This is a genomic window from Sphingopyxis sp. BE259, assembly GCF_031457495.1.
In the GTDB taxonomy this organism is placed as follows: Bacteria; Pseudomonadota; Alphaproteobacteria; order Sphingomonadales; family Sphingomonadaceae; genus Sphingopyxis.
In genome coordinates, this window is sequence record NZ_JAVDWM010000001.1 from 3,499,211 (window position 1) to 3,524,081 (window position 24,871).

General features: G+C 65.4%; 22 protein-coding genes and 1 pseudogene. 13 read left to right on the forward strand and 10 right to left on the reverse strand.

The window, feature by feature from the left end:
• Positions 1 to 11: 11 nt before the first annotated feature.
• Positions 12 to 2,180 (forward strand): primosomal protein N', encoded by a 2,169-nt coding sequence (locus J2X44_RS16760; RefSeq protein ID WP_310086602.1) that lies wholly within the window; start codon positions 12 to 14, stop codon positions 2,178 to 2,180.
• A 5-nt stretch (positions 2,181 to 2,185) separates the two neighbouring features.
• Here J2X44_RS16760 and J2X44_RS16765 read toward each other — a convergent pair whose 3' ends face one another.
• Entirely contained in the window at positions 2,186 to 2,944 is a 759-nt protein-coding gene (locus J2X44_RS16765; RefSeq protein WP_310086604.1) for an isocitrate lyase/phosphoenolpyruvate mutase family protein, read from the reverse strand.
• Between the two features lie 121 nt (positions 2,945 to 3,065).
• Between J2X44_RS16765 and J2X44_RS16770 the strand changes: the two genes are divergently transcribed.
• The gene (locus J2X44_RS16770; RefSeq protein WP_310086606.1) at positions 3,066 to 4,664 is read left to right on the forward strand and encodes a tetratricopeptide repeat protein; all 1,599 of its coding nucleotides are present in this window, start codon (positions 3,066 to 3,068) and stop codon (positions 4,662 to 4,664) included.
• Positions 4,665 to 4,685: 21 nt separating this feature from the next.
• Here J2X44_RS16770 and ada read toward each other — a convergent pair whose 3' ends face one another.
• Both ada and J2X44_RS16780 read right to left on the reverse strand, forming a co-directional pair.
• Positions 4,686 to 5,723, reverse strand: a complete 1,038-nt coding sequence (gene ada, locus J2X44_RS16775) for a bifunctional DNA-binding transcriptional regulator/O6-methylguanine-DNA methyltransferase Ada (protein WP_310086608.1) — start codon at positions 5,721 to 5,723, stop codon at positions 4,686 to 4,688.
• Positions 5,720 to 6,190, reverse strand: coding sequence for a DUF1203 domain-containing protein (locus J2X44_RS16780; RefSeq protein ID WP_310086610.1), 471 nt, complete (start codon positions 6,188 to 6,190; stop codon positions 5,720 to 5,722). Before J2X44_RS16780 ends, ada begins: the two co-directional genes overlap by 4 nt.
• A 103-nt stretch (positions 6,191 to 6,293) precedes the next feature.
• Here J2X44_RS16780 and J2X44_RS16785 point away from each other — a divergent pair, with 103 nt between their 5' ends.
• On the forward strand, positions 6,294 to 7,820 hold the full coding sequence (locus tag J2X44_RS16785; protein ID WP_310086612.1) for a serine protease: 1,527 nt from the start codon (positions 6,294 to 6,296) through the stop codon (positions 7,818 to 7,820).
• Here the strand turns inward: J2X44_RS16785 and J2X44_RS16790 are convergent.
• Positions 7,817 to 8,626, reverse strand: coding sequence for an alpha/beta hydrolase (locus J2X44_RS16790; protein WP_310086614.1), 810 nt, complete (start codon positions 8,624 to 8,626; stop codon positions 7,817 to 7,819). The two genes, J2X44_RS16785 and J2X44_RS16790, sit on opposite strands and share 4 nt — an antisense overlap.
• Positions 8,623 to 9,303 carry a dienelactone hydrolase family protein gene (locus J2X44_RS16795; protein ID WP_310087107.1) on the reverse strand — a complete coding sequence of 227 codons (681 nt, stop codon included), beginning with the start codon at positions 9,301 to 9,303 and terminating at the stop codon, positions 8,623 to 8,625. Before J2X44_RS16795 ends, J2X44_RS16790 begins: the two co-directional genes overlap by 4 nt.
• 288 nt (positions 9,304 to 9,591) lie before the next feature.
• Here J2X44_RS16795 and J2X44_RS16800 point away from each other — a divergent pair, with 288 nt between their 5' ends.
• The 6 genes from J2X44_RS16800 to J2X44_RS16825 all read left to right on the forward strand — a co-directional run bounded on the left by J2X44_RS16800 (position 9,592) and on the right by J2X44_RS16825 (position 16,219).
• Positions 9,592 to 10,158 carry a F0F1 ATP synthase subunit delta gene (locus J2X44_RS16800; protein WP_310086616.1) on the forward strand — a complete coding sequence of 189 codons (567 nt, stop codon included), beginning with the start codon at positions 9,592 to 9,594 and terminating at the stop codon, positions 10,156 to 10,158.
• A gap of 39 nt (positions 10,159 to 10,197) precedes the next feature.
• Positions 10,198 to 11,727 (forward strand): F0F1 ATP synthase subunit alpha, encoded by a 1,530-nt coding sequence (atpA, locus tag J2X44_RS16805; protein WP_310086618.1) that lies wholly within the window; start codon positions 10,198 to 10,200, stop codon positions 11,725 to 11,727.
• A gap of 70 nt (positions 11,728 to 11,797) precedes the next feature.
• Positions 11,798 to 12,673, forward strand: a complete 876-nt coding sequence (locus tag J2X44_RS16810; RefSeq protein ID WP_310086620.1) for a F0F1 ATP synthase subunit gamma — start codon at positions 11,798 to 11,800, stop codon at positions 12,671 to 12,673.
• 24 nt (positions 12,674 to 12,697) lie between these two features.
• On the forward strand, positions 12,698 to 14,233 hold the full coding sequence (gene atpD, locus J2X44_RS16815) for a F0F1 ATP synthase subunit beta (protein WP_310086622.1): 1,536 nt from the start codon (positions 12,698 to 12,700) through the stop codon (positions 14,231 to 14,233).
• Positions 14,234 to 14,278: 45 nt separating this feature from the next.
• Positions 14,279 to 14,536, forward strand: coding sequence for an ATP synthase F1 subunit epsilon (locus J2X44_RS16820; RefSeq protein ID WP_310086624.1), 258 nt, complete (start codon positions 14,279 to 14,281; stop codon positions 14,534 to 14,536).
• A 186-nt stretch (positions 14,537 to 14,722) separates the two neighbouring features.
• Positions 14,723 to 16,219, forward strand: coding sequence for a CpaF family protein (locus tag J2X44_RS16825; protein WP_310086627.1), 1,497 nt, complete (start codon positions 14,723 to 14,725; stop codon positions 16,217 to 16,219).
• Between the two features lie 213 nt (positions 16,220 to 16,432).
• On the opposite strand, the gene J2X44_RS16830 is transcribed toward J2X44_RS16825, so the two are convergent.
• A complete protein-coding gene (locus tag J2X44_RS16830; protein WP_310086629.1) occupies positions 16,433 to 16,606 on the reverse strand; it encodes a hypothetical protein in 174 nt (57 codons plus the stop codon).
• 68 nt (positions 16,607 to 16,674) lie between these two features.
• Between J2X44_RS16830 and J2X44_RS16835 the strand changes: the two genes are divergently transcribed.
• Both J2X44_RS16835 and aat read left to right on the forward strand, forming a co-directional pair.
• On the forward strand, positions 16,675 to 17,502 hold the full coding sequence (locus J2X44_RS16835) for a methyltransferase domain-containing protein (RefSeq protein WP_310086632.1): 828 nt from the start codon (positions 16,675 to 16,677) through the stop codon (positions 17,500 to 17,502).
• The gene (aat, locus tag J2X44_RS16840; RefSeq protein WP_310087110.1) at positions 17,499 to 18,284 is read left to right on the forward strand and encodes a leucyl/phenylalanyl-tRNA--protein transferase; all 786 of its coding nucleotides are present in this window, start codon (positions 17,499 to 17,501) and stop codon (positions 18,282 to 18,284) included. Before J2X44_RS16835 ends, aat begins: the two co-directional genes overlap by 4 nt.
• A gap of 35 nt (positions 18,285 to 18,319) precedes the next feature.
• On the opposite strand, the pseudogene J2X44_RS16845 reads toward aat, so the two are convergent.
• The 4 genes and pseudogenes from J2X44_RS16845 to J2X44_RS16860 form a co-directional block, all read right to left on the reverse strand.
• A pseudogene (locus J2X44_RS16845) lies at positions 18,320 to 18,721 on the reverse strand (DUF2155 domain-containing protein); the annotation flags it as partial.
• A complete protein-coding gene (locus tag J2X44_RS16850) occupies positions 18,721 to 19,104 on the reverse strand; it encodes an NADH:ubiquinone oxidoreductase subunit NDUFA12 (RefSeq protein ID WP_310086635.1) in 384 nt (127 codons plus the stop codon). The gene J2X44_RS16850 and the pseudogene J2X44_RS16845, both read right to left, overlap by 1 nt.
• A 152-nt stretch (positions 19,105 to 19,256) precedes the next feature.
• Positions 19,257 to 19,745 (reverse strand): DUF192 domain-containing protein, encoded by a 489-nt coding sequence (locus tag J2X44_RS16855; protein WP_310086638.1) that lies wholly within the window; start codon positions 19,743 to 19,745, stop codon positions 19,257 to 19,259.
• Positions 19,746 to 19,779: 34 nt separating this feature from the next.
• Complete coding sequence (locus J2X44_RS16860) at positions 19,780 to 20,190, reverse strand: RecX family transcriptional regulator (RefSeq protein ID WP_310249351.1); 411 nt, start codon at positions 20,188 to 20,190, stop codon at positions 19,780 to 19,782.
• Positions 20,191 to 20,532: 342 nt separating this feature from the next.
• Here J2X44_RS16860 and J2X44_RS16865 point away from each other — a divergent pair, with 342 nt between their 5' ends.
• Both J2X44_RS16865 and J2X44_RS16870 read left to right on the forward strand, forming a co-directional pair.
• A complete protein-coding gene (locus J2X44_RS16865; RefSeq protein ID WP_310086644.1) occupies positions 20,533 to 22,284 on the forward strand; it encodes a fatty acyl-AMP ligase in 1,752 nt (583 codons plus the stop codon).
• A gap of 120 nt (positions 22,285 to 22,404) precedes the next feature.
• A complete protein-coding gene (locus J2X44_RS16870) occupies positions 22,405 to 24,756 on the forward strand; it encodes an EAL domain-containing protein (protein WP_310086647.1) in 2,352 nt (783 codons plus the stop codon).
• Positions 24,757 to 24,871 lie beyond the last annotated feature (115 nt).

Here is a 24,871-nt window from a genome sequence, read left to right on the forward strand (position 1 = left end):
CTCCCCCACCCATGACCCGCGCCCGCGTTCTCCTGCTCACTGCCGCCCTCGGCCCGCTCGACTATCGTGTCCCGCAGGGCAGCGAGGCACCGCTCGGCAGCGTCGTCATCGCCCCGCTCGGCCCGCGGCGGATGGGCGGCGTGGTGTGGGAGGATGCGAGTTTTGGCGCGCCCGAGGCGGTCGGCGACAACCGGCTGCGCAGTCTTTACGAAGTCGTCGCCGTCCCGCCGATCGCGGCACCGCTGCGCCGCTTGGTCGAATGGACCAGCGACTATTATCTCGCGCCGCCGGGGTCGGTGCTGCGCATGGTGCTGCCGGGGGTTGCCTTTGCCGACGCCAAGCGCCCGATCGTCGAATATCGCGCCACCGGCGAACTCCCCGCGCGGATGACGCCGCAGCGCATTGTCGCGCTGGAAAAGATCGGCGACCGGCAAGGCATGGTGCGCGAACTCGCCGCGCTCGCCGAGGTCAGCGAGGCGGTGATCCGCGGTCTGGTGAACACCGGCGCGCTCGAACCGGTAACGGTATCGGCTGACCAGCCCTACCCCGAACCCAACCCTGCGTTCGCGCCGCCCGACCTGTCCGCCGAACAGACCGCCGCTGCCGCGCAGCTAACCGACGCGGTTGCCGCCGAGAAGTTCGAAACGCTGCTGCTCGACGGCGTCACCGGTTCGGGCAAGACCGAAGTCTATATGGAAGCGATCGCCGCCGCGATCGACGCGGGCAAGCAGGCGCTCGTCCTGCTCCCAGAAATCGCGCTCACCGAACCGATGCTAACCCGCTTTGCGGCGCGTTTCGGTTGCGAGCCGGTCGCGTGGCACAGCGGTTTGCGCTCGACCGAACGACGCCGCGCCTGGCACGCCATCGCGGCGGGCGAAGCCAAGATCGTCGTCGGCGCACGCTCGGCCTTGTTCCTGCCCTACGCCAGCCTCGGCGTGATCGTCGTCGATGAGGCGCATGAGACGAGCTTCAAGCAGGAGGACGGCGTCCATTATCACGCGCGCGACGTCGCGGTGATGCGCGGGCATTTCGAAGGGTTGCCGGTGGTGCTCGCCAGCGCCACACCGGCGCTCGAAAGCCTCGCGATGGTCGAGGCCGGGCGCTACCGCCATATCCAGCTGCCCGCACGTTTCGGCGGCGCGACGCTGCCTGATCTTGCCGCGATCGACATGCGCAGCGATCCGCCCGACCGCGGCCGCTGGCTCGCGCCGCTGCTGGTCGATGCGCTCGCCGACCGCTTGGCGAAGGGCGAGCAGAGCCTGCTGTTCCTCAACCGCCGTGGTTTTGCGCCGCTGACCCTCTGCCGCACCTGCGGCCACCGCATCCAATGCCCGAACTGCACCGCGTGGATGGTCGAGCACCGCCTCGTCCACCGCCTCGCCTGCCATCATTGCGGCCATGTCATGCCGCCGCCGCGGCTCTGCCCCGAATGCGGCGACGAGGACAGCCTGGTCGCCTGCGGGCCGGGGGTCGAGCGGGTTGCCGACGAGATTGCGCTGCGTTTTCCGGCGGCGCGCGTCGCGATCGTCACCAGTGACACCTTGTGGTCGCCCGCCAAGGCCGCCGAGTTCGTCGACAATGTCGAGGGCGGGCTGGTCGACATCATCATCGGGACGCAACTGGTCACCAAGGGCTATCATTTCCCCAACCTCACCCTCGTCGGGGTCGTCGATGCCGACCTCGGGCTCGACGGCGGCGATCTGCGCGCATCGGAACGCACCTTTCAGCAGATCGCGCAGGTCGCGGGGCGCGCCGGTCGCGGGGTCAAGCCCGGCGAGGTGTTGATCCAGACGCGCGTGCCCGACGCGCCGGTGATGGCGGCGCTCGTCGCCAACGACCGCGACGGTTTTTACGCCGCCGAGGCCGCATCGCGCAAACAGGCGGGCGCCCCGCCCTATGGCCGCTTTGCCGCGCTCGTCATCTCGTCCGAAGACATCGAAGTCGCGCGCAGCGTCGCGCAGCGGCTGGGCGCCAGGGCGCCCGTCGCCGAAGGGCTCGCGGTCTATGGCCCCGCCCCCGCCCCGCTGGCGATGCTGCGCGGCCGCCACCGTTTCCGCCTGCTTCTCCACGCCCCGCGCAGCTTCGACCTGCAAGGGACCATCCGCGACTGGGTCGCCAGCATCGACTGGCCCAGCAAGGCACGGCTGGCGATCGACATCGATCCGTACAGCTTCGTCTGACCCCTTCAATAATCGGGTTCGGCGCCGCCCAGAACCTGCGCCGCCTGCGCCATCAACCACGCCATCGCTGCCGCCCACGGCTGATGCCCGTGGCTGATCCGCGCGACCCCCAACGCGGCAAGTTCCTGGTGCGTCGGCCCGCCCTGGCCGCGCAGGATGTTCACCGGCAGCGGCGAGCCGTTACAGATCGCGCCGATATGTTTCGGATCAAGCAGGAACGGCACGAACAACGATCCGGCACCGGCGTCGGCATAGGCGCGGGCGCGTTCGAGCGTCGCGGCAACCAGCGCGTCACCATCCAGTGCCACGTCGCGGCCGCGGAAGGTGTCGCAGCGGGCGTTGACGAAAATGCCGGTGGCGGTCGCGGCGCGGTAACGCGCGGCGGCTTCGGCGATCGGCAACAGGTCCGATTGGCCGGGCAGCCGGTCCTCCATATTGATCCCCGCCGCGCCCGCCGCCTTGGCGCGGCCGACCGACGCCCCGACCGCCGCCGGATCGGCGCCATAGCCCGATTCCATGTCGATGGTGACCGGCAGGTCGGTCACCGCCAGGATACGCGCCAGATTTTCGAAGACATCGCCCAGCGGGAAGTCCTCGCCATCGGCACGGCCCTGCGCGCCCGCGACGCCGAAACTGCCGGTCGCGATCGCCTTTGCGCCCGCCGCGGCCACCGCTTTCGCACTGCCCGCATCCCAGATGTTGACGAGGATCAGCGGATCGCCGGGAATATGCAGCGCTTTGAAGTCAGCGATTTTATCGGTCATGTCTTTGGGCTTCCTCGGTAAAAAAGAGTCAGGTCGGCGGTTCGATTGATCGAACATCCATTGCTGCCGCCATTTGCTGCGCTATGGTGGTGTGGGACAAGAATAACCGGGGAACAATGGGATGTTGGCATATGTGAGATTCGCCGTGCTGGGCATGGCGGCGCTGGGTCTGTTCACGGCCGCGACCGCGGCACGCGCCGAATGGTGGCAGGCGGAAACGAGCCATTTCATCATCATCTCCGAGAGCGACAAGGCCGACGTTGAGAACTTCGCGACGCGGCTCGAACGGTTTGACAACGCCCTGCGCCATTTGCAGCGGCTCCCCATCCCCGGCCCCGACGTCGGCCCGACCAACAAGGTTCGCGTCTATCGCTTTGGCGACCCGTTCGAAATCGGCGAGTTGGCGACGAGCGGCGGTGGCCGCGGCGGCATCGCCGGATTCTATGTGCCCCGCGCCGGTGCGTCGGTGGCATTTGTGCCGACCAAATCGGATGATCGCATGCGGTTCGACCGGAACCTCGACCGGCGACAGCTGATCCAGCGCACCGCGCTGTCGCCCGAGGGGACGTTGTTCCACGAATATGTCCATCATTTCATGCTGCAACGCTTCAACACCACCTATCCGCACTGGTATGTCGAAGGGTTTGCCGAACTTTACGCCACGATCGAACTGCTCGACGGCGGCGCGTTCAAGGTCGGCGTCGTGCCGCAGCACCGTGGCCCCGATCTGGAACGGCTTGGCGACGTCAAGCTGACGAAATTGCTCGATCACAGCAAAAAATTGAGCGGGCAGGAAACCTATCAATCCTATTCCTTTGGCTGGATGCTCGCCCATTATCTGAACTTCAACAAGGAGCGGCAGGGTCAGCTGGCGCAATATCTGAAGGCGCTCAATGCAGGCGAGGACAGCCTGACCGCCGCGACGCGCGTGTTCGGCGATCTCGACAAGCTGCAGAGCGAGCTGCAGAAATATAAGGACGGCCCCTTTCCGGGTTACGAAGTCATCCCGGCCAAATATGTCGCGCCGGTGGTGACGATGCGCCGGTTGACGCCCGGCGAAGAGGCGGTGATCAAAGCCCATATCCGCAGCGAGCGCGGGGTCAGCCGAAGCCAGGCGCGCAGCGTCGTGAGCAGCATCGAGGGCAAAGAGCTGGCTTATCCCGACGATCTTGCCGTGCAACTGATCGCCGCCGAAGCCTATGCCGACGCCCGCGATTTCGACAAGGCCGAAGCGACGCTGAAACGCGCGCTGGCGATCAATCCCGACTCGCAAAAGGCACATGTCCTGATGGGCGCGGCGATTTCCGCGCGGGCCGAAGAAGAGAAGAACCCGGCGCTGTATGCGACGGCGCGCACCTGGTTCCAGGATGCAGTCCGGCTCGACCCAAAGGATCCGCGCGCCGCGATCGGGCTGTACATGACTTATTACGAGGCACGCGAGGCGATTCCCGAATCGGCGCTGCTCACCCTGGAGGGCGTGTTCGATTCGTCGTCGCACGACGCCGGGTACCGGATGATATTGGCGCGCCAGTTGCTCGACGAGAACCGCGGCAAGGTTGCCCGCTCGATCCTGGCGCCGCTGGCCTTCTCGGCCCACAAACAGGAGGAGGCGAACAAGGTCGCCAAGATCGTCGAAGAGATCGACGCCGAAAAAATCCCTGAAGCGCGCACGACGATGGCGGCCGTATTCGCCGAAGGGAAAAAAGACGCCGAGAAGTGATCGGGCGCGGCGGGGCGGCGATCAGCATCCTTCGCGCTTGAGCAATTCTTCCTTGATCGGCAAGCCGTAGGCATAGCCGCCGAGCGTCCCGTCGCTGCGCACGACCCGGTGGCACGGGATCAGCACCGCAACATTATTGGCGCCATTGGCGCTGCCCGCGGCGCGCACCGCCTTGGGCTTGCCGACCGCGGCGGCGATGTCGGCATAGCTGCGCGTCTCGCCCGCCGGAATCTTGCGCAATTCGCGCCACACGGCTTCCTGAAAGGCGGTGCCCTTCACATCGATGGGAATATGATCGAAGCCGTCGGTGGGCGCTTCGACCGCCGCGACCACCTGTTGCAGCAGCGCCGCGAAATCGGCGCCGCCCTCAACCAGATCGGCGGCCGGGAAACGATGTTCCAATGCCTCGCGGCCTTCCGCAAAGCTCAAGCGGCACACCCCCTTGTCCGTCGCGGCGACGAGCATGTCGCCGAGACTCGTCGGCACGACCGCCCAATGAATCTCGACGCCTTGGCCGCCATTGACCCATGCCGAAGCCGTCATCCCCATCCGTCCCTCCATATTGCCGTAGAAACGCGACGGCCCCGAAAAGCCCGCGTCGTAAATCGCGTCGGTCACCCGGGCGCCGTCGCTCAGCGCCTGCCGCGCCCGTTCGTCACGCAGCGCGCGGGCATAAGCGGCGGGCGACAAGCCGGTGTGGCGGGTGAAGACGCGCTGGAAGTGCGTCGGCGAATAGCCGGTGCGACGCGCCAGATCGGCAAGCGCCAACGGCTCCTCGCTCGCCTTGATCGCCTGGATCGCCGCCAGCACCGCGCCTTCATCGCGCGCGACATCGTCGGGCAGGCAGCGTTTGCAGGCGCGCAGCCCGGTCGCGCGCGCCGCCGCACCGTCGGCAAAGAAGCGGACGTTATCGCGCAGCGGGTGCCGCGCGGCGCAGCTTGGCCGACAATAGATGCCGGTGGTCAGCACCCCGGTGACGAAGCGCCCGTCAAGCGCGCGGTCGCGGCGCAGCACCGCCGCCCAGCGCCCATCGTCGGTCATCGTATCGGCGGCGCTCATACCCCTTCCCTTTCGATCCGCGCCGCGAAACAGCCATGCGCGGCATTGTGAGCATCGATATAGGATATGCCCGGGTCGGCAAACAGATCGCGGATCGCCGCATCCGCCTCGCCCGGACCCGCGAGCCGTGCGGTTTGCAGCATCCCCGCTGTATCGAAAGCGCGCAGCGCGATCGGCCGCCCCGCAAACACCGGCGGCACTTGATTGTGGTAACTGGCCGCATCGACGTCCGGCCGCACATAGATGGCATAGGCACTGCGATAAGGCGTTTCGACATCATGGCTGACATGATGCAGCAGGATCAGCTGTTCACCCGCCTGTGCATCCTGAAGGCTGATCCGGCAGGGGAAGCCTTTGTCGGACGTGGCCGTGACGCGGCGCGCGTTGATCGCGGTGAGCTCGGCGTCGCCGAGTGCGAACAGCGGGGCAAAACGGTCGGGGCTGAGCCCGTGGATCTGGTAGGTCATGCGCATCGTTCCTTCTGATTGCGTGGCAGAACTCTTGCCATGCCGGGCCAACTGGTGCGTCCCGATGCTTGCGTTCAAACTTGGCTCGGCTAGGTTCCGCGCCATGACCCGCATCTTGCCCCTGCTGTTCGCCCTCTTCGCTCTCATTCTGCCCGCGCACGCCGCCGACGACATCAGCGCCGCGTCGCGCAGCGTAGTGCGCGTCGTCACCGTCGCGATGGTCGACGGCGAGGTCGTCGGCTTCGGCCATGGCAGCGGCATCGCGATTTCGCCGACGCGAATCATCACCAACGCGCATGTCGTCGAATCGGCGGTCCAATATCCGAACAATGTCGCGCTGGGCGTCGTGCCGTCGGAGGGGCAGAAAAGCTATGCCGCGAAACTGATCGCGATCGACACCGCGCGCGATCTGGCGCTGATCGAGATCACCGAGGCGCGGCTGCCCGCCGCCGCAGTCTATACCGGTCCGCTCGAATCGGGCGCCGACATCGTCGCGCTGGGCTATCCCGGCAATGTCGATCTGGCCACGGCCCGCAGCGCCAATGATTACATCACCCCGCGCACCCCGACGCGCAGCGAAGGCAATCTGTCGAACACCCAAAGCGTCGACGGCGTCGCGATGCTGATCCACACCGCCAAGATCTCGCGCGGCAATTCGGGTGGGCCGCTCGTCGACGCCTGCGGCCGCATCACCGGGATCAACACCGCGATCACCCGCGCCGACGACGGCGATTCGCCCTTTGCCTTTGCGATTTCGGCGCGCGAGCTTACCCGCTTTCTGACCGACGCCGACCAATCCTACGCCAGTGTCGGCACCCCCTGTTTGTCGCTCGCCGAAGCCGACGCCCGCGACCGCGCCGCGATGGATGCCGAGGCGCGCGCCAGCGCCGAGGCGAATGCCGCGAAAAACGCCGCGGCGCAGCTCGACCGCGATCTGAAACAGGCCCGCGCCGAAGAAGATGCGCTGGCATCGCGCGAAAACCGCATCGCGCTGGCTGGGGTGCTGTTCGTGATCGGTGCGCTCGCGGGGGGCGCCGGGCTGATGTTCTATGGTCAGAAGAATATGCGTAACGCCAAGATCGCCGGCGGCGTCGGCGCGGTGCTGGTGATCGGCGCCGCGATCCTGTTCGTCACCCGCCCCGACGCACGCGCCGAAATCGACGCCGAAACGACCGCCCCGGACACCGCCACGGCGCCGAAACTGGCCGAGGGGAATTTTGTCTGCACGATCCGCCCCGACCGCAGCCGCATCACCGTGTCGGCGACGACAGACGTGCCGGTGACGATCGGCGCGGCGGGCTGCGTCAACGATCGCACCCAATATACGATGGGCGCCGACGACCGCTGGCAACGCATCCTCGTCCCCAATGACGAGGCAACGGTCACCGTCGCGTCGATCGATTCGACCGGCCGCGATTATCGTGTCGAACGCTATCTGCTCGATGCAGAGGCGATGACCAAGGCCCGCGAAACCCGCGCCGCGGTGACCCTGAAAAGCTGCACCGCCGACCCCGACGCGCTCGCGGGCCTCGCCGCACAGCAGGACGCCATCCGCAGCAGCCTGCCCGCCAGCCCGAATGAGCGGCTGGTCTATCGTTGTCAGCCCGCAGCGGGCGGCGGCGGCAACTAGCTTTCCGATTGTAGCGGCGGGTCCGCCAGCCCATTGACCCAATCGACCAGAATCGCCTGCGCCGCGGCGGTATAGGCCAGTTCATGCCCCGCCCCTGCGACCAGCGCCACGGTCGCGTCGGGCCGTGCGCGCCGCAGTCGTGTCAGGTTCGCGGGCGTCACCAGCGTGTCCGCGTCGCCGTGCATCAGAAATACCGGCGCCTTGACCCGCGCCAGCTTGTCGGCGTTGTCGAAGCGGTCGCGGACCAGCGCGCGCGGGACGAAGGGCATCGCTTCGCCGACCACGTCGGGCAGGCTGGAAAAGCCCGACACCAGCATCAGCGCCGCGACATCGTGGCGCAATGCCATTTCGGTCGCTGGCCCCGATCCGATCGAATTGCCGACGACGATGACGTCGCGCGCCGCAACCCCGGCATCGTTCAGCCAGCGCATCGCCGCCTCGCCATCGCGGTACAGCCCCGCCTCCCCCGGCGAACCGGGGTTACCGCCATAGCCGCGATATTCGACGAGCAGCAGCCCGTTGCCATTCGCGGCAGGGCCGCGCGTCGCCTCGATCGCCCCGAGCAGATTGTCGCCATTGCCGTGGAAGAAGAGGATGGTGCGCTGACCCGGCTGGGCGGCGCGGTAGAAGGCGGACAACCGCAGGCCGTCGTCGGTCTGCGTGGAAACCAGCCGTAACCCTGACGGCGCCGCCTGCGGATATTGCGCGGGAGCCGGAAAGATCAGCCGCCGTTGCTGCGCGTAAAGCAGCGCCGTCGCCGCCACGAAAAGAACCAGGACGAACAGGCCAAGCCTGGCAAGGCTCACCCGCCGCACGCCTTGAACAGCATCAACGTCCGCTCGCGCGCCAGATCGGCGCTGGCCTCGTGATAATCCTTGCGGCGATCGCTGTTGAACCCGTGGTTCGCATCATAGACGAATATCTGCGCGGTCGGATGGTCCTTCGCGATCAGCGCCTCGACACCCTCCATCGGGATGCCCGCATCATAGCGTCCGAAATGCGCGATCGTGGCGCAGGCGGGCGCTTCATCCTTGAACATCGTCGGCACCAGACTGCCATAATAGGCGCTCGCCGCGGTAAGGTCGGGGCTGATCTGCGCCATCCGCCACGCGACCGAGCCGCCATAGCAATAGCCGGTGATGAAGACCGGCCTCCCAGAACCGTTGACGCCTTTGAGCGCATCAATGCACGTCTGCGCGTCCTTCAGGCTCTGCTCGAACGGGTGCAGCTCGCGCGCCAGCTGCACCGCGCGCTCGAACTGCGGCCCCGAATAGTCGCTCTCGAACCCCGGATGCTCGCGGTCGAACAGCGCGGGCGACAGCACTTCATAGCCATCAGCGGCATATTCGTCGCACAACTCGCGGATATGGTCGGTGACCCCGAAGATTTCCTGGATCAGGACCAGCCCGCCCCGGCGTTCACCGGTCGGCCGGGTGTGATAGACGGCAATTTCGGCGCCATCGTCCATCGTCATCCGGATCATCCCGCCCACGCGCCTACCCCTCTTCCGTTCGTGCCGAGCTTGTCGAAGCACTGCTCTTCCTTGATCCGACTTTGAAGAAAGAACAGCCCTTCGACAAGCTCAGAGCCTGCCCTCGCGAAGGCGGGGGGCGAATGGGGTTGGGAGGGGCGTAGGATTCATCCGACCCCGCCTTGCATTGCAGCAAAATCGTTGCTAGGCGCGCCGCGACTTCGCGCGGGGCATATTCGACGAATCTCCCGGTAAAGCGCGACCCATCCCCCACGGGATAGCAACAAAGGACTTTCACGCGTGGAGAATTCCGGCGGCATTCAGGGCAACATCACGGCGGGCCTCGCGGGCCGTTATGCAGTCGCTTTGTTCGATCTGGCCCGCGAATCGAACGCGATCGACGCGGTCGCCAAAAGCCTGAGCGACTTGCGCGCGGGCCTCGCCGAATCGGCCGACCTGTCGGCGCTGATCGCCAGCCCGGTTGTCGGCCGCGGCGATGCCGCGAACGCGGTGGGCGCGGTCGCGCAAGCGATGAAGCTCGATTCGCTGACCGCCAAGTTCCTCGGCGTGCTCGCCGACAACCGCCGTCTTGCCGATCTTCCCAAGATGATCGACGCGTTCGACGCAATTGTCGCGAACCACCGCGGCGAAGTGACCGCCAAGGTCACCAGCGCCCACCCGCTCACCGCCGAGCAGCTCAAAGAGCTGACCGCCAACCTCAAATCCCGTGTCGGGCGCGACGTGACCGTCGCCACGACCGTCGATCCCGCCATTCTCGGCGGCCTCGTCGTCCAGCTGGGCAGCCAGCTGATCGACGGCAGCATCCGTACCCGTCTCAACAGTTTCGCCCAGGCGATGAAGGGCTGAAAAGCCCTACGCCCAATTTGCCCGATGAAAGGCTAAACCATGGAAATCCGCGCCGCTGAAATCAGCAAGGTCATCAAGGACCAGATCGCCAATTTCGGCACCGACGCAACGGTCAGCGAAATCGGTCAGGTGCTGTCGGTCGGCGACGGCATCGCCCGCGTCCACGGCCTCGACAATGTCCAGGCCGGTGAAATGGTCGAATTCGCCAACGGCGTGCAGGGCATGGCCCTCAACCTCGAAGCCGACAACGTCGGCATCGTGATCTTCGGCAGCGACGCCGAGATCAAGGAAGGCGACACCGTCAAGCGCACCGGCACGATCGTCGACGTCCCCGTCGGCAAGGGCCTGCTCGGCCGCGTCGTCGATGGCCTCGGCAATCCGATCGACGGCAAGGGCCCGATCAAGGCCGACAAGCGCATGCGCGTCGAAGTGAAGGCGCCGGGCATCATCCCGCGCACCTCGGTCCACGAACCCGTCCAGACCGGCCTCAAGGCGCTCGACGCGCTCGTCCCCGTCGGCCGCGGCCAGCGCGAACTGATCATCGGCGATCGCCAGACCGGCAAGACCGCCGTCGCAATCGACACCTTCATCAACCAGAAGGCCGCCAACGCGGGCGATGACGAGTCGAAGAAGCTCTATTGCATCTATGTCGCGGTCGGCCAGAAGCGTTCGACCGTGGCGCAGATCGTCCGCCAGCTCGAAGAAAATGGCGCGATGGAATATTCGATCGTCGTCGCTGCGACCGCGTCGGAGCCCGCTCCGCTGCAGTTCCTCGCCCCCTACACCGGCTGCACGATGGGCGAGTTTTTCCGCGACAACGGCATGCACGCCGTCATCGTCTATGACGATCTGTCGAAGCAGGCCGTCGCTTACCGCCAGATGTCGCTGCTGCTGCGCCGCCCGCCGGGCCGCGAAGCCTATCCCGGCGACGTTTTCTATCTGCACAGCCGCCTGCTCGAGCGCGCCGCCAAGATGAACAGCGACAATGGTTCGGGTTCGCTCACCGCGCTGCCGATCATCGAAACCCAGGCCGGCGACGTGTCGGCCTATATTCCCACCAACGTGATTTCGATCACCGACGGCCAGATCTTCCTTGAAACCGGCCTGTTCAACGCCGGTATCCGCCCGGCGATCAACGTCGGCCTGTCGGTGAGCCGCGTCGGTTCGGCCGCGCAGACCAAGGCGATGAAAAAGGTGTCGGGCTCGATCAAGCTCGAGCTGGCGCAGTATCGCGAAATGGAAGCTTTCGCCCAGTTCGGTTCGGACCTTGATGCGTCGACGCAAAAGCTGCTCAACCGCGGCGCGCGCCTGACCCAGCTGCTCAAGCAGGCGCAGTTCCAGCCGATGCCGTTCGAAGAGCAGACCGCGTCGATCTTTGCCGGCACCAACGGCTATCTCGACAATGTCGCGACGACTGATGTGTCGCGTTACGAACAGGCGATGCTCGCCTATCTGCGCAGCGACCATGCCGATGTGCTGAAGACGATCCGCGACACCAAGGATCTGGGCGACGATGCCAAAAAGGGTCTGGTCGCGGCGCTCGACGCCTTCGGCAAGATTTTCGCGTAATTCTGTTCCCCGGCTGAGGCCGGGGCCCACAGCGATCCCGGTTTTCGCCGGGACACAAGGATAGGGCTTAATGGCCAGTCTGAAGGAACTCAAAGGGCGGATCGTCTCGGTCAAATCGACCCAGAAGATCACCAAGGCCAAGAAAATGGTCGCCGCCGCCAAGCTGCGCAAGGCACAGGCAGCGGCCGAAGCCGCGCGTCCTTACGCCGAGCGGCTTGAGCGTGTCGTCGCCAGCCTGGCGTCGAAGGTCGGCGGGTCGGACAGCGCACCGCAGCTTTTGTCGGGCACCGGCAAGAGCGACACGCACCTGCTCGTCGTGCTCAACAGCGACCGCGGCCTCGCCGGTGCGTTCAACTCGAACATCGTCAAGGCGGCGCGCGACAAGGCACTCGAACTGCAGGCGCAGGGCAAGAAGGTCATCTTTTACCTGATCGGCCGCAAGGGCCGCCCGGTGATCGCGCGCCTGTTCGCCGGCCAGATCGTCGAGCAGTACGAGACGACCGGTATCCGCGACATCGGTTTCGAACAGGCGCACGACATCTCGGCCAAGGTGATGGAGCTTTACGAAGCCGGGGCGTTCGACGTGGCGCACCTCTTCTATTCGAAGTTCCGCTCGGCGCTGCTGCAGGAAGCAACCGGCCAGCAGCTGATCCCGGTTCCCGCCCCGGTCGACGTTCCGGTATCGAGCGGTGCGGCGGTCGAATATGAGCCCGACGAGGAAGCGATCCTCGCCGACCTGTTGCCGCGCAACATCACGATCCAGATCTTCAAGGGTCTGCTGGAAAACGCCGCGTCCGAACAGGGCGCATCGATGACCGCGATGGACAATGCGACGCGCAACGCAGGCGATCTGATCAACAAGCTAACCATCATTTACAACCGCACGCGTCAGGCGGCGATTACCACTGAACTGATTGAAATCATCGCGGGCGCCGAAGCGCTCTAATCGATCAACCCAAGGAAGAAGACCATGGCTACCGCTCCCGCTGAAAAGAAGGCTCCCGCCAAAAAGGCCGCCACGCCCAAAGCTGCTGCGCCGAAGAAGGCCGCCGCGCCCAAGGCGGCAAGCACCGCCACCGCCACGGGCCGCATCGCGCAGGTCATCGGCGCCGTTGTCGACGTCCAGTTCACCGGGACCCTGCCCGCGATTTTGAACGCACTGGAAACCGAGAACAACGGCAACCGCCTCGTCCTCGAAGTCGCGCAGCACCTCGGCGAAAGCACCGTTCGCACCATCGCGATGGACGCGACCGAGGGCTTGACCCGCGGCCAGCCGGTCACCGACACCGGCGCACAGATCACTGTGCCGGTCGGCCCGCAGACGCTCGGCCGCATCCTCAATGTCATCGGCGAGCCGATCGACGAACGCGGCCCGGTGAACGCCGCCAGCCGCGCGCCGATCCATGCCAAGGCGCCGGAATTCGTCGACCAGTCGACCGAATCGAGCATCCTGGTCACCGGCATCAAGGTCATCGACCTGATCGCGCCTTACGCGAAGGGCGGCAAGATCGGCCTGTTCGGCGGCGCCGGCGTCGGCAAGACCGTGCTGATCCAGGAACTGATCAACAACATCGCCAAGGGCCATGGTGGCACCTCGGTGTTCGCGGGCGTCGGTGAACGCACCCGCGAAGGCAACGATCTCTATCACGAATTCCTCGACGCCGGGGTTATCGCCAAGGACGCCGACGGCAACCCGACCCCCGAGGGATCGAAGGTGGCGCTGGTGTTCGGCCAGATGAACGAACCCCCGGGTGCCCGCGCTCGGGTCGCGCTGTCGGGTCTGACGATCGCCGAATATTTTCGCGATCAGGAAGGCCAGGACGTGCTGTTCTTCGTCGACAACATCTTCCGCTTCACCCAGGCGGGTTCGGAAGTGTCGGCACTGCTCGGCCGCATCCCGTCGGCGGTGGGTTACCAGCCGACGCTGTCGACCGACATGGGCGCGCTGCAGGAACGCATCACCTCGACGAACAAGGGCTCGATCACCTCGGTGCAGGCCATTTACGTTCCCGCGGATGACCTTACCGACCCGGCGCCTGCTACGTCGTTCGCCCACTTGGACGCAACCACCACGCTGAACCGCGCGATTTCGGAACTCGGCATCTATCCGGCGGTCGATCCGCTCGATTCGACCAGCCGCGTGCTGACCGCCGCGATCGTCGGCCAGGAGCATTATGAAACCGCCCGCCGCGTTCAGGAAACGCTGCAGAAGTACAAGTCGCTCCAGGACATCATCGCCATTCTCGGCATGGACGAGCTGTCGGAAGAAGATAAGCTGGTCGTCGCCCGCGCGCGCAAGATCCAGCGCTTCCTGTCGCAGCCCTTCCACGTCGCCGAAGTCTTCACCAACATCCCCGGCAAGTTCGTGGCGATCGAAGACACGGTGAAGTCGTTCAAGGCGGTCGTCGACGGCGAATATGACCATCTGCCCGAAGCGGCCTTCTACATGGTCGGCGGCATCGACGAAGCGGTCGCCAAGGCCGCGAAGCTCGCCGAAGACGCGTAACAAACCTACACCCCTCCCCATGCGGGAGGGGTTTAAGGACATATCATGGCTCTGAAATTCGAACTCGTCACCCCGGCCCGCCTTGAGCGGTCGATCGATGTGTACATGGTCACCGTACCCGGCAGCGAAGGCGATTTTTCGGTGCTCGAAGGCCACGCGCCGTTCATGGCGACGCTCCGCAACGCGCCGCTGACCATCTATGCCGCCCAAGGCGCCACGCCCGAAGTGATCGAAGTCGAAGGCGGCTTTGCAGAGGTTAACGAGTCGGGCCTGACTGTCCTTGCCGAGCATATCGCCCGCTGATTTTTCGCCCGTCCACGGCGATCAAAAGCCCGCATCCCGCCGGATGCGGGCTTTTTTGTGTCCGCGCGGCAATCGCCCCGCGCATTAGGACAATGTCAAAGTTTCCACTTTATTCACCGTATCCGATGGGGGTGAGGCAGCCAGTAGCGCCAATCCTCCGACAGACATGAAAGCAGGACAAAGCGAATGAGTGCATTCGGACGCCGACCCGGAACCGCTGGCCGCCCCGCCTTTGGCGTGGCAAAGCCGATGCAGGGTGGATCCGGCATGGGTGGCGGCGCGCAATTCCCCGCGATCGACACACCGCCCGCGATCGACATTCCGCAAATGCCGTCGAACCTGTCGCCCGAAGAAGAGGCGATGGAGCGGCTGAATCAGCGTTCCACGTCGGACATGGCCGAGCCCGAAAAGGCCCAAGGATTCGAAGCCAGCGTCCACAAGATCAAGGAACAGGTGCTGCCGCGCCTGCTCGAACGCGTCGATCCCGAAGCCGCGGCGACGCTGTCAAAGGACGAACTGACCGAGGAATTCCGCCCGATCATCCTCGAGGTGCTGGCCGAACTTCGCATCACGCTCAATCGCCGCGAACAATTTGCGCTCGAAAAGGTGCTGGTCGACGAACTGCTCGGCTTCGGCCCGCTCGAAGAATTGCTCGCCGACCCCGATATTTCGGACATCATGGTCAACGGCCCGTACCAGACCTACATCGAAAAAAAGGGCCAGCTGGTCATCGCGCCGATCCAGTTCCGCGACGAACAGCATCTGTTCCAGATCGCCCAGCGCATCTGCAATCTCGTCGGCCGCCGCGTCGATCAGACCACGCCGCTCGCCGACGCCCGCCTCAAGGACGGCTCTCGTGTGAACGTGATCGTCCCGCCGCTCAGCTTGCGCGGTACCGCGATCTCGATTCGTAAATTCTCGGCCAAGCCGATCACGCTCGACATGCTGTGCCAATGGGGCGCGATGAGCCAGAAGATGTGTACCGCGCTGAAAATCGCGGGCGCCAGCCGCTTCAACATCGTCATCTCGGGCGGCACCGGCTCGGGCAAGACCACCATGCTGAACGCGTTGTCGAAGATGATCGACCCCGGCGAGCGCGTGCTGACCATCGAGGATGCCGCCGAACTTCGTTTGCAACAGCCGCACTGGCTGCCGCTTGAAACGCGCCCCGCGAACCTCGAAGGCAATGGCGCGATCCACATGGGCGACCTCGTCAAGAACGCGCTGCGTATGCGTCCCGACCGCATCATCATGGGTGAGGTCCGCGGCGCCGAATGTTTCGATCTGCTCGCCGCGATGAACACCGGTCACGACGGGTCGATGTGTACGCTGCACAGCAACAGCCCGCGCGAATGCCTCGGCCGTATGGAAAATATGGTGCTGATGGGCGACGTGAAGATCCCGAAGGAAGCGATCTCGAAACAGATCGCCGATTCGGTCGACATGGTCATCCAGATCAAGCGTCTGCGCGACGGGTCGCGCCGCGTCACCAACGTGACCGAGGTGATCGGCATGGAAGGCGACGTCATCGTCACCCAGGAATTGTTCAAGTTCGAATATCTCGACGAGGACAAGGACGGCAAGATCGTCGGCGAATATCGCGCGATGGGCCTGCGTCCCTACACGCTGGAAAAAGCGCGGCAGTACGGGTTCGATCAGCCGTATCTCGAGGCGTGCCTGTAAAGGCAGGTGATTGCCGAAAGCTAGGTCGGCGTTGGGGTGGAGAGCGGACCTCTAATCTCGTCATGCTGAACTTGTTTCAGCATCCATGGCCCGGACTCGAAGCTGGCGCTGCGCCGCAGGAAACGGCAGGCTATGGATCCTGAAACAAGTTCAGGATGACGATGCCGTAAACGTCACGTTCGGGTCGCTAGCCACCGTGACACCTGCCATGGCTCAAGGCTTCAACGCCAGCGCCGCCGCCAATATCGCCACCGCCACCCCTACCAGCGCAATCCCCCGCCACGGCATAAACCCCACCGCATCGACGTCGCGCCGGTTGCGGCGGCGATAGTCGGCGACTTCCGCCGCGACCGCGACGGCGGCGCCCGCAGCGCTGACAATCAGCATCGACCCTTGCATTGACGCGCGCACCTTCGCAAACAGGGGACAGTCCCCCCAAGAGAGAGGTTGCCCATATGCGTTCGTTGATCCTGGTTGCAAGTACCGCCCTTGCCCTCGCCGTCCCCGCGGCGGTTCTCGCCGACCATCATGGCGGCGGCCATGCCGCCAAAACCGGCGATGCCATCGCCGCCGCGGTCGCCGCGCCGACCCGCACCCCCGCTAACCTCGCGCGCGATGCCTATCGCCACCCCGCCGAAACGCTCGCCTTTTTTGGCGTCAAGCCCGGCGACACGGTGGTCGAGCTGTGGCCCGGCGGCGGCTGGTACAGCGAAATCCTCGCCCCGCTGGCCAAGGCTGGCGGCGGCACGCTGTACGTCGCGGCGCCGTGGGAGCGCGGGCTCAATCGTTTCAAGACCAAACAAGCTGAAAACGCCGATGTCTATGGCGCAGTGAAACTCGCCGAATTTCCGAATGCCGGGACCAATCCCAAAGTGCCCGATGGCAGCGCCGACGTTGTGCTGACGTTCCGCAACGTCCACAACTGGCGCTTCGACGGCGCCGACAACACCACCAATGCCTTCAAACAGATTTTCGCGATGTTGAAACCCGGCGGCACATTGGGCGTCGTCGAGCACCGGCTGAACGAGAGCGATGATGCCGCGAAGGAAGAAAAATCGGGCTATATGAAGGAAAGCTCGATCATCGCCTTTGCCGAAGCGGCCGGGTTCAAGCTGGCGGGCCGCAGCGAGATCAACGCCAATCCCAAGGATAGCAAGGATTATCCGAAGGGCGTCTGGACGCTGCCGCCCAATCTGGCCGAAGGCGACACCGACCGCGCCAAATATGTCGCGATCGGCGAATCGGATCGCATGACCCTGAAATTCGTGAAGCCCGCGAGCTGAAACATTTCGAATCCATCGACCCTGCGCTGCTGCTGAGTGCTTATGCGCAGGGGATTTTCCCGATGGCCGACGGGGCGGACGACCCGTCGGTCCATTGGGTTGAACCGCGGCTGCGCGCGATTCTGCCGCTGGACGGGTTCCGGCTCTCGCACAGCCTGAAAAAGACGCTCGTCGCCGACCGCTTTCGTGTGACCACCGACGCTGCCTTTGCCGACATGGTGGCGCTGTGCGCCGATCCGGCGGACGACCGGCCGACGACGTGGATCAACCCGGTGATCAAGGCGAGTTACGATCGGCTGTTCCAGATCGGCCATGCCCACAGCATCGAATGCTGGCAGGGTGATAAGCTGGTCGGCGGTCTCTACGGCGTCTCGCTCGGCCGCGCCTTTTTCGGTGAATCGATGGTCAGCCGCGCGCGCGATGCGTCGAAGGTCGCGCTCGCGCATCTGATCGCGCGGCTGCGCGCGGGCGGGTGGAAATTGCTCGATTGCCAGTTCATCACCCCGCACCTCGCCAGCCTGGGCGCGATCGAAATCCGCCAGGCCGACTATTTGGCACGGCTCTATTCGGTGTTGGCGGGCGGCGACGCGGGCGGCGCCTTGGGGACGGCCGTCGGAGCGGGCGCGGCAGGCGTTTCGGTGCCTTCGCCGCCGTTCGTCGCGGGCGACTGGGGCGCACTCGACGCCTTTGGCGCTGCCGCGGCGCCCGATTTCGTCGCCGCGGGTGCCACCGGCTCGCCGCCGGGATATGTCATCGCACAGCTTTTGACGAACACATCATAGATCGGATGCTGGATGATGTTGCGGTCTGGCCGCTCGCGGAAAATCCAGCCCGAAAAGACGCGGCGCCATGTGTCGTCGCGCTGATCCTGCACGGTCAGCTGAACGAACGCGCCGGTTTCGGGCGGGTCTTCCCACGGCGCGGTCGCCTCGCATGCCCGCAGGCGCACGATCGCGCGCCCAACCCGCGCCGATTCGCCAGGCTTCATCTCGAGGTCGCGGACCAACCCGTTGCGTTTGTTGAGCAGGCCGACGACCGCGACCCGCTCGGCCATCGGAGTCGCGCCTTCGATCCCGCCGACCTCTTGCGGCACCCGTTCCGATTTGGCGACCGTCGACACCGTCGCGCTGCCATTGCCCTTGGACGGGGTCCGATCGCAGCCCGTCAGCGCGGTTGCCGCGAGCAGCGCGATCAGCGCGGTCGAAATCCGGCGCGACATTATTCGCCGGGCCGCCAGGCCTCATAATCGCCGGTCGCTGCGGCGCGCTGGCCGCCGCGCTCGAGCGCCCCGGCGGGGCGATAGGCGCCGGTGCTGCCGGTCAGGTTCGCGGTCGCTTCCTTTTCCCACGCGCGCGGCGCGGGCAGCATGTCGGTCGGCAATTCGTCAAAGGTGCGGTGCAGCCAGCCGTGCCATTCGGGCGGCACCCGGCTCGCGTCGTTCGATCCGTTATAGATCACCCAGCGCCGATCGCCCTTTTTGGCGCGGAAATAGCGATTGCCGAGGCTGTCCTCGCCGACCTTTTCGCCGGTGCTCCAGCTGTTCAGCAGCGTGCCGACGGTCGCGCCGTCCCACCAGGTGAAAATCTTGCCCAGGATGCTCATGGCGTGGCGTTTACAGGCAAGGGTGCGGGCTTCGCAAGCCATTTACTCGTCGCCCCCGCGAAGGCGGGGGCCGCTGGAGTCTTTATGCAGCGAGGATGGATGAGGACGTTGGCGGCCCCCGCCTTCGCGGGGGCGATGGGAGAGCTTTCGCCCTATTTCTTCCACGTCACCTTCGCGGTCTCATCGATGTTCAGCCGCGCCGCGGTGCCGCCCGCGAGTTCGAGCACGGCCGACACCTCGCCCCCGCTGACCACCGGCTCCAGCGATTCGGGGATCGTGTTCTCCGCAATCCGGTCGATGCTGCCGTCAGCGCGGATGAAGATGATGTCGAGCGGGATCAGCGTGTTCTTCATCCAGAAACTGCCGATCCGCGGCTTGGCGAACGGGAACAGCATGCCGCCATCGGCGGGCAGGCTGGTGCGGAACATCAATCCCTTGTCCTGCTCGGCATCGGTGCGCGCAACTTCGACATTGAACCGGTGCGTCTGGTCCTTGGCGGTAATCGTCACCGGAACCGTCGCCACGCTTTCTGCCGGTTCGTCCCCATCCGCGGCGGTTTCGGAAGGCGGGTTCGAAGCCGTGTTGCACCCCGCAATCGGCAGCGCGAGCGTCAGAGCGAGGGCAGTCAAAATGGCGCGCATCGGCAAATCCTTGTCCCGGCGAAGTCGGCCAGCCCTAATCGACCCCCGCTGCATCGTCCAGCGCCGCCAGCGCGGCCTCGTCGCCGGGCTCGATCGCCAATATGCGCCGCGCGGTCGTCATGCTGTGGCCCGCGCGCAGAAACGCGGCCACCTGACGCTCGCGCAGTTTGGGATCGGTGACCGCCGTCGCCCCGAACGGCCCGAACCGCCGCCGCCGCGCAAAGCCGAGCGCCGCCGTCAGCGCGGCACCCTCCGCAGTCTCGATCGCCTCGCCGCTGTCCGCGGCGGCGATGCCATCGACGTAAAGCTGTGCCTTGACCCGCCGCACCCCCAATCCGCGCCGCGTCATCGCCCCGGCGCGCATCGCGGCATATTGGCGGTCGTCGAGGAACTGCAGCCGCTCCATTCGGTCAGCCACCGCCTCGCACGCCGTCATGGCGTCCATGTCGTCTATCCATTCGGATTCGCGGACTTTTCGCGACAAATAGCGCGTCAGCTTCGCCCGGCTCGTCGCGAATCGCGCGACATAGGCAAGCGCCAGCTCATCGAGTTTTGCTGCGCCCAAAGGCCTTTTGGATCGGTCGGACGGGGCGCGGCGATTGGCCATATGCCATGTTTGTGCCACAGTCGGGCCTGATTGAGAACGATCAACACCGCCATATCGGGTCATAAAGCCCGGAAACGGGCGATTGTTCAAACAACATAGGGCTCGCGCACGGACACCATGGCTCAGAAAGATGACATGCTTGTTGCCGCGCGGCCCGGATCGCGGGATGTCGCACCCCTTATGACCGATACCATCGCACTTGCGGCGGACGAGCTTCAGCCGACGCCGACCCTTTGCGCCCAGCCGCGCCGCTTTTCGGATTTCGCCACCGTCGGCGAAGCGCTCGATTACGCCGCTAACGGCACCCGCGGGCTCAATTTCCACGACCCGCGCGGCAAGCTGGTGCGCCCTTACCCCTATCGCGAACTGCGCGACGATTCGTTGCTGACCGCGTATCGGCTGATCGCCGCAGGGGTAAAGCCCGGCGACCGCATCGCGCTGATCGCCGAGACGGGCGCCGAATTCGCCGCGCTGTTCTTTGGCACCATCTATGCCGGAGCGTGGCCGGTGCCGTTGCCCCTGCCGACCAGCTTTGGCGGCCGCGACTCCTATGTCGGCCAGCTCGTCGTCCAGCTCACCAGCTGCGACCCGACGATGCTGTTCTTCCCGCCCGAAATCGCGGCGATGGCGGTCGAAGCCGCCGAGGCGCAGAATGTGCTGCCGGTCGACTGGAGCGAATTCGCCGCCCAGCCCGCCCCGGTAACCGACCTGCCGCCCCAGCAATCGGACGAAACCTGCTATCTGCAATATAGCAGCGGCTCGACGCGCTTCCCGCACGGCGTCGCGGTCACCCACGCCGCCTTGCTCAACAACCTCGCAGCGCACTCGCACGGCATGGAAGTGCGCGACAGCGATCGCTGCATCTCGTGGCTGCCCTGGTATCATGACATGGGCCTCGTCGGTTGCCTGCTGTCGCCGGTCGCCAACCAGGTGTCGGTCGATTATCTGAAGACCGAAGATTTTGCCCGCCGTCCGCTCGCCTGGCTCGACCTGATCAGCCGCAACGAGGGGACGACGCTCAGCTATTCGCCGACCTTTGGCTACGACATCTGCGCGCGCCGCGTGTCGAGCCAGACGCATGTCGCCGACCGTTTCGACCTGTCGCGCTGGCGCGTTGCGGGCAACGGCGCCGACATGATCCGCCCCGATGTGATGCAGAGCTTTGTCGATGCCTTTGCCGACGCGGGGTTCAGCGCCAGCGCCTTCCTGCCCAGCTATGGCCTCGCAGAGGCGACGCTGGCGGTCAGCATCATGCCGCCGGGCGAGGGCATCGTCGTCGAACTGGTCGAGGAAACCGAGCTGTCGGGCGCCGCCAATGATGTCGGCCGCCCGACCCGCTATCGCGCCATCGTCAACTGCGGCCGCGCCGCGCGCGACATGGTGATCGAGGTCCGCGATGAACTTGGCGGCGTCCTGCCCGACCGGGCGGTCGGCAAGGTGTGGTGCACCGGCCCGTCGCTGATGACCGGCTATTATCGTGACCCCGAATCGACCGCCGCCTGCCTGGTCGATGGCTGGCTCGACACCGGAGATATGGGTTATCTGTCAGACGGTTACATCTATATCGTCGGCCGCGCCAAAGACATGATCATCATCAACGGCAAAAACCATTGGCCGCAGGACATCGAATGGGCGGTCGAACAATTGCCGGGGTTCAAATCAGGCGATATCGCAGCCTTTGCGATCACCGCACCGGGGGGTGAGGAAACCCCCGCCGTGCTCGTCCAGTGCCGCACCAGCGACGAGGCCGAGCGGGTCGCGCTGCGCGAGACGATTCGCGACCGCGTCCGCGCGATCACCGGCATGAATTGCCTGATCGAACTGATCCCGCCGCGCACCTTGCCGCGCACCAGTTCGGGCAAACTCAGCCGGTCGAAAGCGCGCGCCCAATATCTGGCCGGAGAAATCCAGCCCTTTGCGATGGCCGCCTAGGTTCAGGACACCCAAGTCGCTGACCTGGCGTCCAAATTCCTGTCCCGCTACTGGACAAAAAAGGCGTCAAATGAGGTCGCTGGTTACCTTCGGGTAACACCCCCGCGCTAAACAGGCCGGGTGACGAGCTTGTTGGACCAGATAGCTGCCGAAGAGATTCCTGCGCGGACCCTGTTGGGGCTGGGGCCGCGTGATGCGGACATCGGCAACCTCCGCCAGCTTCAGCTTGCGCCATTGCGCGGCCGCGGCGCACTGCGGCTGTTCATGGGGCTGGGCATGGCGCTGGTCGCCGCCTTCACGATGATCCACAGTGTGCCGCTGCCGGTCGCCGGCGGGTGGCTGGGCTGCGCCATCTTGTTCAGTCTGTGGTCGTATAGCCGGTTTCGCAACCTGCCGCTGGGCGACCCAAAATTGTCGGGAGTCGCCGAATATCGGCTCTGTAACCGCCACGGTCTCTATTCGGCGTTACTATGGGGGGCGCCCTTCTGGCTCCACGGCCTGACCCCGCCGCTCGACCACGTCCTGTCGATGTGGACGATCGCGGTGCTGATGATGGTCACGCTGGCCATCGTCGCACACAGCGTGCCAATGGCGTGCATCCTGTTCATCGCCCCGGTCAGCCTGTCAGCGGCCGCGGCGCTGGTCCGCGCCGGGGCGCCGCATCTGGCCGCTGTTGCGCTGGTTGCCGGATTGCTGCTCTGCCTGTTCTGCGTCCGCTTTGCCCAAAGTCATATCCGCTATCGCCGCGCCGAAGAAACGCTGCACGAAAAGACCGAAACGGTCAGCCTGCTGCTGCGCGAATTCGAAGAAACCTCGGCCGACTGGTTGTGGCAGACTGACAACAGCCGCCGCCTCGTTCATGTCTCGCCGCGCCTCGCCTATGCACTGGGCGCGACCGCCGAAACGCTCGAAGGTGTGCCGTTGTTGCAGGCGCTGTCGGGCGATGCCTGGGACACCGGACTGTTTCCCAAAAGCCTGCACGAAATGGCCGAACGGATGAAGCGGCGCGAGAGCTTTTCGAACCTGATCGTCCCGGTCACGATCGGCGGCGCACCGCGCTGGTGGGAGCTGTCGGCGTCGCCGCGCCTCGATGAAGCGGGCAAGTTTCTCGGTTTCCGCGGCGTCGGGTCGGACGTCACCGAACAGCGCGCGACCGCCGAACAGATCGCCAAGATGGCGCGTTTCGACAATCTGACCGGCCTGCCCAATCGCCTCAGCCTCAACGAAGATCTGGCGCGCGCGCTGACCAATGCGATCGACGCCAAGTCGCGCTGCGCGATGCTGATGATCGATCTCGACCGGTTCAAGGCGGTCAACGACACGCTGGGCCACCCGGTCGGTGACAAGCTGCTGGCGCAGGTCGCGGCGCGGCTGAAAGGATTGATGGAACGCGGCATGACCTGCGGGCGGCTGGGCGGCGACGAATTCGCCGTGGTGCTCCACAATGTCCCGTCGGCCGATGCCGCAGAAGAACTGGCGCAGCGCCTGATCACGACGATCAGCCGTCCCTATGTCGTCGACAATCACCAGTTGTTCGTCGGCGCCAGCATCGGCTTTGCGATCGGGCCGCAGGACGGCGCAACCGTCGAAACGCTGACCCGCAACGCCGATCTTGCGCTCTACAAGTCCAAGGATCGCGGCGGCAACGTCGTCGCCGGATACGTCGCCTCTCTCCACGCCCAGGCCGAGGAACGGCGGGTGATGGAACAGGAATTGCGCGGCGCGCTCGAACGCCGCGAATTCGAACTTTATTACCAGCCGGTGGTGATCGCAGCCGACGGCACGCTGAACGGCTTCGAAGCCCTGATCCGGTGGAACAACCAGAAACTGGGCAATGTGTCGCCGGGCCGTTTCATCCCGCTGGCCGAAGACGCACGGCTGATCTCGCCGATCGGCGAATGGGTGCTGCGCACCGCGTGCCACGAAGCGATGAAATGGCCGTCGAACCTGAAGGTCGCGATCAACGTGTCGGCGGACCAGCTCACCGATCCCAATTTTGCCTCGGTCGTCGTGTCGGCGTTGGCGCAAAGCGGGCTGCCCCCGCAAAGGCTGGAGATCGAAGTCACCGAAAGCGTGTTCCTGCGCGACGGCGGTGGTGCGGCCCAGCTGCTCGATCAGCTGATCGGCCTCGGCATCCGGCTGTCGCTCGACGATTTCGGCACCGGCTATTCGTCGCTCGGTTATCTACGCAAGACGCAATTTTCGACGATCAAGGTCGATCGCAGCTTTGTCGTCGGTGCCGCCAAGGGCAGTATCGAATCGATCGCGATCATCCGCGCCGTCGTCGCGCTTGCCGACAGCCTGGGCATGTCGACGACCGCCGAGGGCGCCGAAACCGAGCTGGAGGTCGAAACGATCCGGGCGATGGGGTGCAGCAATATCCAGGGCTATTATTACGGCCGCCCGATGCCCGCGACCGACGTGCTCGCACTATTCCGTTCGACCGAATCCGCGTCGAGCGCCGCAGCCTGACGGCGACCAAGCGAAGCTGCCGCGCGACGAATTGACCAGCTTAACAAAAGGTTCCGCCGCTCACCGCACCCGCGGCGCGGCTCGTCGCGTGGTGGGTGGTGGCGCGGGCAAAGCA

Bases quoted from the DNA above. Each gene is read 5' to 3' on its own strand.
- J2X44_RS16765 (WP_310086604.1), bottom strand. From the start codon at position 2,944: ATGACCGATAAAATCGCTGACTTCAAAGCGCTGCATATTCCCGGCGAT.
- J2X44_RS16865 (WP_310086644.1), top strand. From the start codon at position 20,533: ATGACCGATACCATCGCACTTGCGGCGGACGAGCTTCAGCCGACGCCG.
- J2X44_RS16850 (WP_310086635.1), bottom strand. From the start codon at position 19,104: ATGAGCATCCTGGGCAAGATTTTCACCTGGTGGGACGGCGCGACCGTC.
- J2X44_RS16820 (WP_310086624.1), top strand. From the start codon at position 14,279: ATGGCTCTGAAATTCGAACTCGTCACCCCGGCCCGCCTTGAGCGGTCG.
- J2X44_RS16795 (WP_310087107.1), bottom strand. From the start codon at position 9,303: ATGATCCGGATGACGATGGACGATGGCGCCGAAATTGCCGTCTATCAC.
- J2X44_RS16825 (WP_310086627.1), top strand. From the start codon at position 14,723: ATGAGTGCATTCGGACGCCGACCCGGAACCGCTGGCCGCCCCGCCTTT.
- J2X44_RS16860 (WP_310249351.1), bottom strand. From the start codon at position 20,190: ATGGACGCCATGACGGCGTGCGAGGCGGTGGCTGACCGAATGGAGCGG.
- J2X44_RS16760 (WP_310086602.1), top strand. From the start codon at position 12: ATGACCCGCGCCCGCGTTCTCCTGCTCACTGCCGCCCTCGGCCCGCTC.
- J2X44_RS16855 (WP_310086638.1), bottom strand. From the start codon at position 19,745: ATGCGCGCCATTTTGACTGCCCTCGCTCTGACGCTCGCGCTGCCGATT.
- J2X44_RS16785 (WP_310086612.1), top strand. From the start codon at position 6,294: ATGACCCGCATCTTGCCCCTGCTGTTCGCCCTCTTCGCTCTCATTCTG.
- ada (WP_310086608.1), bottom strand. From the start codon at position 5,723: ATGAGCGCCGCCGATACGATGACCGACGATGGGCGCTGGGCGGCGGTG.
- J2X44_RS16780 (WP_310086610.1), bottom strand. From the start codon at position 6,190: ATGACCTACCAGATCCACGGGCTCAGCCCCGACCGTTTTGCCCCGCTG.
- J2X44_RS16770 (WP_310086606.1), top strand. From the start codon at position 3,066: ATGTTGGCATATGTGAGATTCGCCGTGCTGGGCATGGCGGCGCTGGGT.
- J2X44_RS16810 (WP_310086620.1), top strand. From the start codon at position 11,798: ATGGCCAGTCTGAAGGAACTCAAAGGGCGGATCGTCTCGGTCAAATCG.
- atpA (WP_310086618.1), top strand. From the start codon at position 10,198: ATGGAAATCCGCGCCGCTGAAATCAGCAAGGTCATCAAGGACCAGATC.
- atpD (WP_310086622.1), top strand. From the start codon at position 12,698: ATGGCTACCGCTCCCGCTGAAAAGAAGGCTCCCGCCAAAAAGGCCGCC.
- J2X44_RS16835 (WP_310086632.1), top strand. From the start codon at position 16,675: ATGCGTTCGTTGATCCTGGTTGCAAGTACCGCCCTTGCCCTCGCCGTC.
- J2X44_RS16830 (WP_310086629.1), bottom strand. From the start codon at position 16,606: ATGCTGATTGTCAGCGCTGCGGGCGCCGCCGTCGCGGTCGCGGCGGAA.